Source organism: Streptomyces sp. C1-1 (genome assembly GCF_050214755.1).
Lineage (GTDB): Bacteria > Actinomycetota > Actinomycetes > Streptomycetales > Streptomycetaceae > Streptomyces.
Genome location: NZ_CP189826.1, coordinates 5,722,094 through 5,735,355, shown reverse-complemented (window position 1 = coordinate 5,735,355; position 13,262 = coordinate 5,722,094). Strand labels below are relative to the sequence as shown.

General features: G+C 71.5%; 11 protein-coding genes. 5 read left to right on the top strand and 6 right to left on the bottom strand.

What is annotated here, in order from left to right; genetic code table 11:
- The first annotated feature begins 207 nt into the window (after window positions 1-207).
- The 4 genes from ACQF4J_RS26305 to ACQF4J_RS26290 all read left to right on the top strand — a co-directional run bounded on the left by ACQF4J_RS26305 (window position 208) and on the right by ACQF4J_RS26290 (window position 4,958).
- On the top strand, window positions 208-1,464 hold the full coding sequence (locus ACQF4J_RS26305) for a low temperature requirement protein A (protein WP_427166906.1): 1,257 nt from the start codon (window positions 208-210) through the stop codon (window positions 1,462-1,464).
- 39 nt (window positions 1,465-1,503) lie between these two features.
- Complete coding sequence (locus ACQF4J_RS26300) at window positions 1,504-2,532, top strand: P1 family peptidase (RefSeq protein WP_427166905.1); 1,029 nt, start codon at window positions 1,504-1,506, stop codon at window positions 2,530-2,532.
- A 292-nt stretch (window positions 2,533-2,824) separates the two neighbouring features.
- On the top strand, window positions 2,825-3,994 hold the full coding sequence (locus tag ACQF4J_RS26295; RefSeq protein ID WP_427168618.1) for a L,D-transpeptidase: 1,170 nt from the start codon (window positions 2,825-2,827) through the stop codon (window positions 3,992-3,994).
- Window positions 3,995-4,211: 217 nt separating this feature from the next.
- The gene (locus ACQF4J_RS26290) at window positions 4,212-4,958 is read left to right on the top strand and encodes a DUF6227 family protein (protein WP_351581120.1); all 747 of its coding nucleotides are present in this window, start codon (window positions 4,212-4,214) and stop codon (window positions 4,956-4,958) included.
- Window positions 4,959-5,060: 102 nt separating this feature from the next.
- Here ACQF4J_RS26290 and ACQF4J_RS26285 read toward each other — a convergent pair whose 3' ends face one another.
- The 5 genes from ACQF4J_RS26285 to ACQF4J_RS26265 all read right to left on the bottom strand — a co-directional run bounded on the left by ACQF4J_RS26285 (window position 5,061) and on the right by ACQF4J_RS26265 (window position 11,355).
- On the bottom strand, window positions 5,061-5,321 hold the full coding sequence (locus tag ACQF4J_RS26285; RefSeq protein WP_351581119.1) for a hypothetical protein: 261 nt from the start codon (window positions 5,319-5,321) through the stop codon (window positions 5,061-5,063).
- A gap of 116 nt (window positions 5,322-5,437) precedes the next feature.
- Entirely contained in the window at window positions 5,438-7,534 is a 2,097-nt protein-coding gene (locus tag ACQF4J_RS26280) for a PTS fructose transporter subunit IIABC (protein ID WP_427166904.1), read from the bottom strand.
- 367 nt (window positions 7,535-7,901) lie between these two features.
- Window positions 7,902-8,849 (bottom strand): 1-phosphofructokinase, encoded by a 948-nt coding sequence (gene pfkB, locus ACQF4J_RS26275; RefSeq protein WP_351581115.1) that lies wholly within the window; start codon window positions 8,847-8,849, stop codon window positions 7,902-7,904.
- Entirely contained in the window at window positions 8,846-9,607 is a 762-nt protein-coding gene (locus ACQF4J_RS26270; RefSeq protein ID WP_351581113.1) for a DeoR/GlpR family DNA-binding transcription regulator, read from the bottom strand. The genes pfkB and ACQF4J_RS26270 overlap by 4 nt, the downstream gene beginning before the upstream one ends.
- Before the next feature lie 203 nt (window positions 9,608-9,810).
- The gene (locus ACQF4J_RS26265; RefSeq protein ID WP_427166903.1) at window positions 9,811-11,355 is read right to left on the bottom strand and encodes an MFS transporter; all 1,545 of its coding nucleotides are present in this window, start codon (window positions 11,353-11,355) and stop codon (window positions 9,811-9,813) included.
- A 62-nt stretch (window positions 11,356-11,417) separates the two neighbouring features.
- Between ACQF4J_RS26265 and ACQF4J_RS26260 the strand changes: the two genes are divergently transcribed.
- Window positions 11,418-12,383, top strand: coding sequence for a helix-turn-helix transcriptional regulator (locus ACQF4J_RS26260; protein ID WP_351581109.1), 966 nt, complete (start codon window positions 11,418-11,420; stop codon window positions 12,381-12,383).
- A 102-nt stretch (window positions 12,384-12,485) separates the two neighbouring features.
- On the opposite strand, the gene ACQF4J_RS26255 is transcribed toward ACQF4J_RS26260, so the two are convergent.
- Window positions 12,486-13,253: a TetR/AcrR family transcriptional regulator gene (locus ACQF4J_RS26255; RefSeq protein WP_351581107.1), complete on the bottom strand. Its 768-nt coding sequence runs from the start codon at window positions 13,251-13,253 to the stop codon at window positions 12,486-12,488.
- Window positions 13,254-13,262: the final 9 nt, after the last annotated feature.

The window sequence follows — 13,262 nt, the reverse complement described above, 5'->3', positions numbered from 1 at the left end:
TTCGTGGGTACGGATCCATTGCACGCCGCCGCGGGCGCCGCAGGGAGTTGCGTTGGTCCCCGATCCCGGTCCAAAGGTCCTATCGATAATCGATCAGAACCCCGGCGAACGTCGCTGACCTGGCCTTTTCGAGGGGACCTTAGGACCGCGACCGCTTGTGAAACGCTTCACAAGAATTTCGGCAGGTTATCTGGTGTGCTTGGGTCCATGACGTCCAGCCCGACTCCTCCCCCGGCGCCCTCCGGCGCGCACGAACGCCACAGACCGCTGCGCCGGCTCACCGCACGCGGCCGCGACGAGGCACATCGCGTCGCTTCGCCGCTCGAGCTCTTCTTCGACCTGTGCTTCGTCGTGGCCATCGCCCAGGCGGGCGTCGGCCTGGTGCACGCCGTGGCCGGTGGGCACGCGGGCAACGGCATCATGAGCTACGCGATGCAGTTCTTCGCGATCTGGTGGGCCTGGATGAACTTCACCTGGTTCGCCTCGGCGTACGACAACGACGACGCCCTCTACCGGGTCGTCACCCTCGTCCAGATCGCCGGCGTCCTCGTGCTGGCCGCCGGAATCTCACGGGCCTTCGAGGACCACGACTACACCGTGGTCTGGCTCGGCTACCTGATCATGCGGCTGGCGATGGCCGCGCAGTGGCTGAGAGCGGCGCGATCGGCGCAGGGCGCGGAGAGAACCGCCGCCCTTCGGTACGCGGGCGGCGTCCTGCTCTGCCTGGTCGGCTGGCTCGGGCTGGTCGTGCTGCCCGAGCCGGCCCGTCCCTGGGTCTTCCTGGTGATGGCGATCGCGGAGCTCTGCGTACCGCTCTACGCGGAGAAGGACTCCACTACCGCCTGGCACCCGCACCACATCGCCGAGCGCTACGGACTGTTCACCATCATCGTGCTCGGCGAGACGATCGCCGCCGCCACCGCCGCCGTGAAGTCGGGGGTGGACGAGCACGACGCACTGGGCGAACTGCTGCCGATCGCGGCGGGCGGACTGCTCATCGTCTTCGCCGCCTGGTGGATCTACTTCGTCGTGCCGATCCACGGACGCCTGCGCACCAGCAGGCAGGCGTTCATCTGGGGATACGGCCACTACCTGATCTTCGCCTCGGCTGCGGCGATCGGAGCGGGACTGGAAGTGGCTGTGGAGCAGGCGGTCGGCAAGGCACACATCTCCACGCTGGCCGCGTCTGCCGCCGTGACTCTGCCGACGGCGCTGTACCTGCTCACGGTGTGGGCGCTGCACTCCCGCTACTTCAAGGTGGGCATCGCGCAGCAGCTGGTGCTGCCCGTCACCGCACTCCTGGTGATCGCCTGCACGTTCCTGGGCGACTGGGCCGTGCTCGCGGCCGGCATCGTGTCGGGGCTCGCGGTGGCGACCGGCGTGGCCCTGACGGCACGCATGCTGTCCAAGGAGCGCCGGACGACCGGGGCGAGCGGGGAGCGTGCGACGACTCCGGTCGTCTGACGGGCCCCTCACGTCATGGGCCCGGTCCACACTGGGTCCATGGCAGTTGACGCTTTGACCGACGTCATCGGAGTGCGCGTGGGCCACGCGACGCGCACCGGTGGCGGCCGGCTCACCGGAACCACGGTCGTCCTCGCCCCGGAAGGCGGCGCAGTGGCCGCCGTGGACGTCCGGGGAGGCGGCCCCGGCACCAAGGAGACCGACGCCCTGGACCCGCGCAACCTCGTGCAGAAGGTGGAGGCGGTCGTACTGACCGGCGGCAGCGCGTACGGGCTCGACGCGGCTTCCGGCGTGATGGGTTGGCTGGAGGAGCAGGGGCGTGGGGTGCGCGTGGGAGTGGATCCCACGCACGTCGTGCCGGTGGTGCCCGCCGCGTGCGTCTTCGACCTGGGGCGTGGCGGCGACTTCCGCGCCCGGCCCGACGCCGCCACCGGCCGGGCCGCGGTCGAGGCGGCCGCCGCGAGTGCGGTCGGTGTGCCCGTGCCGGAAGGCTGCGTGGGCGCCGGAACGGGGGCGGCCGTCGGGCCGCTGAAGGGCGGAGTGGGCACCGCGAGCGCTGTTCTCGGCTCCGGGGTCACCGTGGCGGCGCTGGTGGTGGCCAACGCGGCGGGCTCGGCGATGGACCCCGAAACGGGCGTTCTCTACGGCGAGTTGTTCCAAGGACGCGTGAAGTACCCGGAGACGGGCGTCCACGAGACCGCTCGCCGGCGTCTCGCCGAGTGCGCGGCGAAGAACGGGCGCCCGCCACTCAACACCACCCTCGCCGTGGTCGCCACCGACGCGGACCTGTCGAAGGCACAGGCGCAGAAGCTCGCCGGTACGGCGCACGACGGCATCGCGCGCGCCGTGCGGCCGGTCCACCTGCTCAACGACGGCGACACGGTCTTCGCCCTGGCGACGGGGGAGCGCCCGCTCGACGCCGAACACCCCCTCGCGCTCAACGAGATCCTCGCCGCGGGCGCGGACCTGGTGACGCGGGCGATCGTGCGCGCCGTGCGCGCCGCGGAGTCGGTGGACGGGCCGGGCGGGACGTGGCCGTCGTACGAGGAGTTGTACGGGAGCAGCTGAGCCGGCGGCGTCCCCGCACACCGGGCGCGCAGCCCGAGTACACAACGACGCCGCGCCGCGCACGCCGTACACGCGCGCCCGCGCCCCCCACCAGCCACGACGTCTTCCCCGCACATTGTCCTGGTTCTGTCACGTGACGGCGTCCAAGACGTACGGCGGGAACCTCCCGGACCACCCGCCCCCTCTTTCACCACGCACTGGAGCGGAGCACACACACCACGAAAACCGGGAGCAGCACGTGAAGACGCCGAACATGGCAGCGCGGCGCGCACTGGGGGCAAGTGCCGTCCTGATGGTCGGCGCCCTCACCCTCACCGCCTGCGGCGGTGACGCCAACGCCGACTCGAACAGCGACAGCAAGACCGGCAACAGCTCGGCCAAGACGTCCACGGCCAGGATCGTCATCTCGGCGAAGGACGGTTCGACCGCTGCGTCGATCAACACGACAGGCGTGAAGGTCAGCGGGGGCAGACTGACCGACGTGAAGATGACGGTGGCGGGAACGGGGCAGGCCGTACCGGGTTCGATATCCGGCAACGGCGGCGCCTGGAAGCCGAACGGACCGCTGGAACGCGGGACCAAGTACCAGATCTCGGCGACCGCGAAGGACTCGGCCGGTCGCACGGCCGCCGCCAACTCCATCTTCACCACGGTCACTTCGACGAACAGCTTCATCGGCACGTACACGCCGGACAACGGGACCACGGTCGGTGTCGGGATGCCGGTGTCGTTCAACTTCGACAAGGTGATCAGCGACAGGAAGGCCGTGCAGTCGCACATCACGGTCACCTCGAGCAGCGGGCAGAAGGTGGTCGGGCACTGGTTCGGGTCGCAGCGGCTCGACTTCAGGCCGCAGGAGTACTGGAAGGCCGGCTCCAAGGTCACGATGAAGATCGACCTGGACGGGGTCGAGGGCGCGAACGGCGTCTACGGGGTGCAGAAGAAGACCGTCACCTTCACCATCGGGCGCTCGCAGGTGTCCACGGTGGACGTGAACACGCAGACCATGACGGTGGTGCGGGACGGCAAGACGTTCAAGACGCTGCCGATCTCGTCGGGCAGCCCGGAGCACACCACGTACAACGGGCAGATGGTGATCTCCGAGAAGTTCGTGCAGACGCGTATGAACAGCCAGACGGTCGGTCTGGGCGGCGAGTACGACATCCCGGACGTGCCGCACGCGATGCGGCTGACGACGTCGGGGACGTTCCTCCACGGCAACTACTGGTACAACAAGGGCAACCCGCCCTTCGGCCGCGAGGGCACCAGCCACGGCTGTGTGGGGCTCGCGGACGCGCAGGGCGCGCAGGGCGCCACGAACGCCAAGTGGTTCTACGACAACTCGCTCATCGGGGACGTGGTGATCGTCAAGAACTCCCCCGACAAGACGGTGGCGCCGGACAACGGACTCAACGGCTGGAACCTGCCGTGGAACGAGTGGGTCGCGGGAAGCGCCGCGTGATCGCCGTACATCGCACATGATCGCCGTACATCGCGCATGATCGTCTCAAGAGCCGCCTGAGCAGGGCAATCTGACAGGTCATCGGGCCGTGTGGGAATTTCTCACACGGCCCGCTCGTTTTCTGTGCGTACGTTTTCTCGGTTCCCGGACATGATGTCCGACCGAGGGGCTACGGTATGCACCCACAAGGTGACATGCAGCAACGCCGGGAGAAACCTTGAGCGTTCCGTACGAGACAGCAGCGTACGAACCACCCGAGTCGCCCGAGTCTCCGGAGGAGCACCTCGCGCGACTCCTCGGCCGTGCCCTGAACTCCTTCGAGCTGCCGGACGAGGTCATACAGCGCCTCGACTGCGCCCTGGCGCACGACAGCTCGCTCCACTCCGCGCACCACAGCTCGGGGCTGCACCGCGAGACGTACCGGCACACATGGCTGCTCGCCGACGGCTCGGCGCTCACCCTGTGGGAGCTCGTGCACAACCCCGCGCCGGGCAGCGCCGCCCAGCACGAGGTGTACGTCGACGAGGAGGAGCTGCGCGCCGCCACCGCGCGCCTGCCTCTGCCGCCGGACACGCCCGACTTCGAGTTGCCGGTGACGGTGCAGTTGTCGCCGGTCCCCGCGCCCCGGCACGCGTACGTGCCGGACGACTCGGCGGACCACGCGCGCCGGCTCCTGCGCCGCGCGGAGAACGCCGACCGACCCGGCGCGGAGACGGCCGCTTTACTCACCACGGCGTTCGCGCACCAGATCACGCAGGCCTTCGGCCGCCCCTGCCACGCACGGCGCGCCGGACTGTGCTTCGCGCTCTACGAGCACGCGTTCCTGCTGCGCGACGGCGAGGAGATCTCCCTCTGGGAGGTCGAGCACACGGCGACGCCCGACGGGCGGCACATGTGCGAGGTGTACGTCACGGAGGACGCGGCCCGGGACGCCATGGAGCGGCGGGCGGCGCAGGTCTCCTGAGCAGTGGGCGCGGACGGCGCCCAACGCTCGTTCCCCGCGCCCGATATAGGCGCGCGCCCCGGCGTGCGGTTGGGGTGCGCGCCGGCGTCCCCGGCACGCGCCTCAGCGGCCGTCGCTGAGCTGTCGTACGAGCCCCGCGAACGCGGCTCTCTCCGCCGGGGTCAGTTCGACGGACTCCAGGTGGGGAGCGGACCGACGTCGGCGCGGGAGGGCGCGCGGACTGCGGGGGCCGGCGAGTCGCGGAATGGGACCGAAGTGACCGCGGCGGGCGAGAGAATACAGGGCGAAGACCCACAGGGCAGCGGTGAGGAGGAGTATCGCCGCGCCCATCGACTGGAGAACCGGGACGTGCTCATCAGGCATGCGCCCAGTAGACACCACGGTCCGGGCCTTTGGGCCCGGACCGTGACGTATCTCGCAGGTGCCGTGAACACGCCACAACACTTCAAAGAGACAAATAGATCTTTACGAACAGATCTTCACGCTGCGACCGGCTGCTTCGCCTCCCCTGCCGCGGCGGCCGCCCCGTCCGCCTTGCCGGCGCCCACGGTGCCGGGTGCCGGCTTGCGCATGCCCTTCAGTACGACGACCAGGGCGGTGCTGACGCACACGCCGACCGCGATGGCGATCAGGTAGAGGAAGGCGTTGCCGATCAGCGGGACCACGAAGATGCCGCCGTGCGGGGCGCGCAGGGTGGCGCTGAACGCCATCGACAGGGAGCCGGTGATCGCGCCGCCCACCATGGCGGAGGGGATGACGCGCAGCGGGTCGGCGGCGGCGAACGGGATGGCGCCCTCGGAGATGAAGGAGGCGCCGAGGACCCAGGCGGCCTTGCCGTTCTCGCGCTCGGTCTCGGTGAAGAGCCTGCCGCGGATCGTGGTGGCCAGGGCCATCGCCAGCGGCGGCACCATGCCCGCGGCCATGACCGCGGCCATGATCTTCATCGCGGAGTCGCTCGGGTTGGAGACGGCGATGCCGGCGGTGGCGAAGGTGTAGGCGACCTTGTTGACGGGGCCGCCGAGGTCGAAGCACATCATCAGGCCGAGCAGGGCGCCGAGCAGGATGGCGTTGGAGCCGGAGAGGCCGTTCAGCCAGTCGGTCATGGCCTTCTGGGCGGAGGCGATGGGCTTGCCGACCACGACGAACATCAGGAATCCGACGATCGCCGAGGAGATCAGCGGGATCACCACCACAGGCATGATGCCGCGCAGCACCGCCGGGATGTCGATCCTCTGGATGGCCATCACCACGCCACCGGCCAGCAGACCTGCCACCAGGCCGCCGAGGAAGCCCGCGTTGATCGTGGAGGCGATCATGCCGCCGACGAAGCCGGGGACGAGACCCGGGCGGTCCGCCATGCCGTAGGCGATGTAGCCGGCCAGGACCGGGACCAGGAAGCCGAAGGCCACTGCGCCGATCTGGAACATCAAGGCGGCCCAGCTGTCGGTCTGCGTCCAGACGAAGTGGTCCATCACCGAGGGCGCCGACTTGATCTTGTATCCACCGATCGCGAACCCGAGGGCGATCAGCAGACCGCCGGCCGCGACGAACGGGACCATGTAACTCACGCCGGACATCAGCCACTTGCGCAGCTTCGTGCCGTAGCCCTCGCCGGAGTCGCCGGAGCGCTCGACCGGAGTGCCCGCGCCCGAGGGGGCGCCCGCGGTCACCTCACCGCGCGCGGCCCTGCCGCGCACCTCGGTGATCAGCTCGCCGGGCCGGTTGATGCCGGCCTTCACACCGACGTCGACGGTGGGCTTGCCGGCGAAGCGTTCCTTCTCCCGTACGGGGACGTCGTGCGCGAAGATCACGCCGTCCGCCGCCGCGATGACGCCCGGGTCGAGCCGGGTGAAGCCGGCCGAGCCCTGCGTCTCGACGACGACCTCGACGCCCGCCTCGCGGCCCGCGTTCTCCAGCGACTCGGCCGCCATGTACGTGTGGGCGATGCCGGTCGGGCAGGAGGTGACGGCGACGATGCGGAAGGGGCGCTCGGCGGCGGCGTCCGCGACGCTCGCGCCCGGCGCCGCAGCGGTGCTGTCCGTGGCGTCGTCGGCGGAGGCCGCCACCGACGACGCCACGGAGTCCTCGGATGCGCCCTCCGTGGCGCCTGCGCCCTCGGCCGCCGCCTCGGGCGTCTTGTCCCCGCGGATCAGCGCGGCCGCGGCGGACGCGTCCCCCACCGAACGCAGCGCGGCGGTGAACTCCGCGTTCATCAGCTGGCGGGCCAGCGACGACAGGATCGTCAGGTGGGCGTCGTCGGCGCCGGCGGGCGCCGCGATCAGGAAGATCAGGTCGGCGGGACCGTCCGCCGCGCCGAAGTCGATCCCCGCGGAGCTGCGTCCGAAGGCGAGCGTCGGCTCGGTGACGTGCTCGCTGCGGCAGTGCGGGATGCCGATGCCGCCGTCCAGGCCGGTCGGCATCTGCGCCTCGCGCGCCGCCACGTCGGCGAGGAAGCCCTCCAGGTCGGTCACCCGGCCCAGGGCCACCATGCGTTCGGCGAGGGCACGCGCCGCCGCTTCCTTGGTGTCGGCGGACAGGTCGAGATCGACCAGGTCCGCGGTGATCATGTCGCTCATCGCGGGCTCCTTAGCACGCGTATCGCCCGTGGAGTGGGGTGGGCGGGGGTGGGGACAGGGGTGCTGTGGGGGGTGGCGGGAAACTCAGGGCCGCCGGTGCGGGCGGGGCCGGTGGAGGCGGGGCCGGGGAAACCCCGCCTCCCGGTGAGGGCAGGGCGGCTCAGGTGGCCCTGCCTCCCGTCGGCCGCGGCGAGTAACGGGGAGCCTCGCCGCCAAGGGGCCGTATGCCGGAAACCGGAACAGGGGTGGGTACGGGCGTTCACGACACCAGGGTTGGTACGGACGCTCATGACACCGAGGTTGGTACGGGCGTGCATGACACCAGAACCGGTGCGGGCGCTCATGACACTGAGGTTGGTACGGGCGCTCATGACACCGGCTCCGACAACTCGCGGTCCACCGGCACATCGGCGGTCACCGTGACCGCGGCCAGGTCCAGGTCGCCGGGCGTCGGCATCACGCTGCCCGGCAGCTGGACGGCCGCCGCGCCGTGCGCCACCGCCGAGGCGAGCGCCTCCGGTCCGCTGCCGCCGGCGATCAGGAAGCCGGCCAAGGATGAGTCGCCGGCGCCGACGTTGCTTCGTACGACGTCCACGCGCGCGCTGCCGAACCAGGCGCCCGCGCCGTCCACCAGCAGCTGTCCGTCGGCGCCCAGGCTCGCGAGCACGGCGCGCGCGCCCATCTCGCGCAACTCCTCGGCCGCCTTCACCGCGTCGCCCACCGTGGCCAGGGGGCGCCCGACGGCCTCCGCGAGCTCCTCGGCGTTCGGCTTCACCACGTCGGGCCGCTCGCGCAGCGCCTCAAGGAGCGCACGCCCCGAGGTGTCCAGCGCGATCCGCGCGCCCCCGGCGTGCGCCCGCGCGACGACATCGGCGTACCACGCCGGCGCGAGGCCCCGCGGCAGGCTCCCGCAGCACGCGATCCAGTCCGCGTCGCGCGACTGCGCGCGCACCGTCTCCAGCAGCAGCTCCTGCTCGTCCGCCGACAGCTCCGGACCCGGCGCGTTGATCTTGGTCAGCACCCCGTCCGCCTCCGCGAGCGCGATGTTGGACCGGGTGGCCCCGGCGACCGGCACCGGCGCGACCTCGATGCCCTGCGCGTCGAGCAGGTCGGCGACGAGCGCCCCCGGCGCACCACCCAGGGGCAGAACCGCCACCGTGCGCCGTCCGGCGGCCGCGACGGCGCGCGAGACGTTCACGCCCTTGCCGCCCGGGTCCATGCGCTCGCCGGTGGCGCGGATGACCTCGCCACGGTCGAGCGAGGGGACCTCGTAGGTGCGGTCGAGGGAGGGGTTGGGGGTCACGGTGAGGATCATGCGCGCACCACTTCCGTGCCGCCGCGCTCGATGTCGACGGCGTCTTCTCGGCTCAGCCCGCTGTCGGTGATCAGCAGGTCCACGTCGCTCAGGTCGCCGAAGCGGGCGAAGTGCTCCTGGCCGTGCTTGGAGGAGTCGGCGAGCAGCACCACGCGGCGGGCGGCGGCGACGGCCGCGCGCTTGACCGCGGCCTCGGCGAGGTCGGGGGTGGTCAGGCCGTGTTCGGCGGAGAAGCCGTTGGCCGCGATGAACAGCACGTCGGCGCGGATCTCGCCGTACGCGCGCAGCGCCCACGCGTCGACGGCGGCGCGCGTACGGTGCCGTACGCGTCCCCCGACGAGGTGGAGCTGGATACCCGGATGGTCGGCGAGGCGGGCGGCGATCGGCAGGCTGTGCGTGACGACGGTGAGGGAGGACTCCAGCGGGATCGCGGCGGCGAGGCGTGCCACGGTCGTACCCGCGTCGAGGATCATCGTGCCCTCGGTCGGCAGTTCCGCCACGGCGGCCTTGGCGATGCGGTCCTTCTCGTCCGTGGATGTCCCCTCGCGCTCGGCGAGGTCCGGCTCGAAGTCGAGGCGTCCGGCCGGTATGGCACCCCCGTGCACCCTGCGGACCAGGCCGGCGCGGTCCAGGGCCTTCAGGTCCCGGCGGATGGTCTCCGCCGTGACCTGGAACTCCTCGGCCAGCGACACCACGTCCACCCGGCCGCCGTCTCGGGCGAGCCGGAGGATCTCCTGCTGCCGCTCGGGTGCGTACATCTCCGTTCGCCTCCGCCTCGATGTCCGAGTGTTTCCACTGATGCCCGAACTTGTGGTTTCGCTCGGAGGCTACGCCCGGATTTCTGGAAAGTAAACAGTTCCGGGCATCATCCGGACACAAACGGGCCTCCCACTCCCCGGAGGGAGTGGGAGGCCTCGCAGTCGGCGCGTCCCGGCGCGCACCAGACGAATGTGTCCGTCCGCTACACCGCCGCCCCTTCCCGGACCGGCCGGCTGCCCGAGGAGACCTGCGCGTCCGCGCCGTCCGCCGTCACCGGAACGTCCGCACCGTCACCGCCGTCGACCCCCTGCGCCGCCCGCCCCGGCAGCGCGAACATCAGCAGGAAGATCGCCGCCATCACGGCCGCCACCCACCCGAGGGCGTGCTGGAAGGCGTGCACGAACGCCGGCCCCACCTGCGCGGGCGTCAGCCGGTCCCCGATGGCGCCGAAGAACACCACCGAGACGAGGCCGAGGCCCAGTGCGTTCCCCATCTGCTGCACCGTGTTGATGAGCCCGGACGCCGAGCCCGCGTGCTCGCGCGGTACGTCCGTGAGCACCGCGTCCGTCAGGGGCGCGACGATCAGACCCATCCCGACGCCCATCACCACCAGCGGCAGCGCCATCTGCCAGGAGGCGATGCCGAGCCCGTACCGGTCGGACTCCCAGATGTAGAGCAGGACGCCGGCCGCCATCAGCAGCGCGCCCGCCTGCAGCACCTTCCGCCCGAAGCGGGGCACCAGCTTCTGTACGGACAGTCCCGCCGCCGTGGAGACCGCGATCGAGAAGGGAATGCCGGTCAGGCCCGCCCGCAGCGGGCTCCAGCCCAGGCCGATCTGCATGTACAGCGTCCACACCAGGAAGAACACGCCGAGCGCGACCCCGAAAACGGTCTGGACGGCGATGCCGGCCGCGAAGCTCTTGACCCGGAACAGGGAGAGTTCGACCAGCGGCGAGCCGTCCCGCGCCGCCTTCCGCCGCTCGTACGCCACCAGCGCTCCGAAGACCAGCACCGCGCCGGCCATCGAGGCGTACCCCCACAGCGGCCAGCCCAGCTCGCGTCCCCTGGTCAGCGGGTAGAGCAGCATCAGCAGCCCCAGCGTCACGAGCGCCACACCCACCAGGTCGAGTTTGAGCGCCCGCGGCGCCTTCGACTCGGTGATGAAGCGGCTGCCCAGCACCAGGCCCGCGACGCCGACCGGCAGGTTGATGAGGAAGATGGGCCGCCACTCGAGGCCGAACAGGTTCCACTCCGTCAGCAGGGCGCCCAGCAGCGGTCCGAGCACCGCGCCCAGCCCGACGACGGCTCCGAAGAGCCCGAAGACCTTGCCGCGCTCGTGCGCCGGGAAGGTGGCGTGCACGATCGACAGCACCTGCGGCACCATCATCGCGGCCATACCGCCCTGCAGGACGCGCGAGGCGACGAGCATCTCCGGGCCGGCGGCGAAGCCGCACAACGCCGAAGCGAGGGTGAAACCGCCGATCCCGATCAGGAACAGTTGCTTTCGGCCATGGATGTCACCGAGACGACCTCCCGTGATCAGTGCGGCGGCGAAGGCCAGCGCATAGCCGGCCGTGATCCACTGGATCTGGCTGAAGGAGGCGCCCGCGTCCCGCTGGATGGACGGGATGGCGACGTTGACGATCGTGACGTCGACGAGGTCCATGAAGGCCGCGGTCATCACGATGGCGAGGGCGAACCAGCGGCGCCGGTCCGGCGGTACGACGGGGTTCTCGATGCGGTTCATGGCTCGAAGCTATGCCCCCAGTAGGACAGAACAGGTCCTACTTGTGCGGCATCCTCGACATCATGACGACGGATACCCCGGCCCGGCTCCTGACGCTCCTCTCCCTCCTCCAGACCCCCCGCGAATGGCCCGGCGGAGAGCTTGCCGAGCGGCTCGGGGTCTCCCGGCGCACGGTGCGCCGGGACATCGACCGGCTGCGCGAACTCGGCTATCCGGTGCAGGCCACCATGGGCGCCGACGGCGGCTACCGGCTGGTGGCGGGCAAGGCGATGCCCCCGCTGGTGCTCGACGACGAGGAGGCCGTGGCCATCGCGGTGGGCCTCAGGGCCGGCGCCGGGCACGCCCTCGCAGGCGTCGACGAGGCCTCCGTACGGGCCCTCGCCAAGCTGGAGCAGGTCCTGCCCTCCCGCCTGCGCCACCGCGTCACCACTCTCCAGGCCGCCACCACCCCGCTGACCAGCGGTGACGGGGCGACCATCCCACCCGAGACGCTGACCGTGATGGCCTCCACGGTCGCCGGGCGGGAACGGCTGCGCTTCGCCTACCGCGCCGGGGACGGCACGGAATCACGGCGCCTGACGGAGCCGTACCGGCTCGTGTCGACCGGACGACGCTGGTACCTCGTCGCCTACGACCTCGACCGCGCCGACTGGCGGACCTTCCGGGTCGACCGGGTGAGCGAGCCCTTCGCGACCGGAGCGCGGTTCGCTCCGCGCGAGCTGCCCACAGGGGACGCGGCCGAATACCTGCGCCGCTCCATGCAACGGCAGCAGGAGTTCTACGACTTCGAGATCACCTTCGCCGCGCCCGTCGAGGCCGTCGCCGCGAAGGTCCCGGCATGGCTGGGGACACCGGAGCCCGTGGACGCCAACTCCTGCCGACTGCGCGGCAGATCCGGGGACGCGCCCGAATGGACGGCGGTACGGCTGGCCCTGCTGGGCTTCGAGTTCACGGTGCGGGAACCCGCGGAACTGGTGGAGCACGTACGGCAGTTGGGAGCGCGACTGACACGCGCCGCGGGTGGGTGACGGCGCCGGACGACGAGCGCCACGCCACACGGCAGGCGGCAGGCGGCAGGCGGCAGGCGGCAGGCGGCAGGCGGCAGGCGGCCACACGACAGCACGCGGTCCCTACACCTGCCCCGCGACCCCGTCCCACGGAAAGTCCCGCACCGCCTCCAGGTTGCGCAGCGCCAGCGCCGCCGGCCCCCGCTCCCCGCTCGCCGGCGCCTCGCCCGCCGCCCACACCTCGACGGCGACCCGCACGGCGGCTCCGGCGACGGCGGCGGCGAACCTCAGGCCGGGAAGGCGGGCGTACCGACTGCCAACGTTGTCATGCCCATCCTCAAAATGCCCCCCGTCGCCCACCAGCCTCCCCTCCAGCCTCCCCTCCAGCGCCTCTCCCAGCCTCCCCTCCAGCCTTCCAGCCAGCACCTCTCCCAGCCGCCCCTCCGACTCCTGGCACACCTCCGCCCAGACCTTGCCCAGGGCCGGGCTGTCGTCGGTAAGGCGGATGAGGGTGCGGACCAGTTCCCAGGAGGCCGCCGAGACGCCGGCGCCCGGGGTGAGGGTGTGGCGGACCGCGTGTTCCAGGGCCTGGGGGACGGAGAGGTGGGCGGGGGCCTCGGCGAGGGCCTCCGTCCAGCGCTGGGCGCCCGCCGCGTAGAGGGGGGCGACGGCCTCTTCCTTGGTCGCGAAGTAGCGGTAGAAGGTGCGGGGAGCGACTCCCGCGGCCTGGGCGATGTCCTCCGCGCGGGTGGCGCGCAGACCGTGCCGTACGAACAGGCCTGCCGCGGCGCGGGCGATCTCCATCCGGGTCGCGGCCTTGCGCCGCTCGGTCAGGGAGAGCGGCGCCGCCGTGGACGAACGGGGGGTCGGTGCGGGGGTGGGGCTGCTCACATCGGCAGG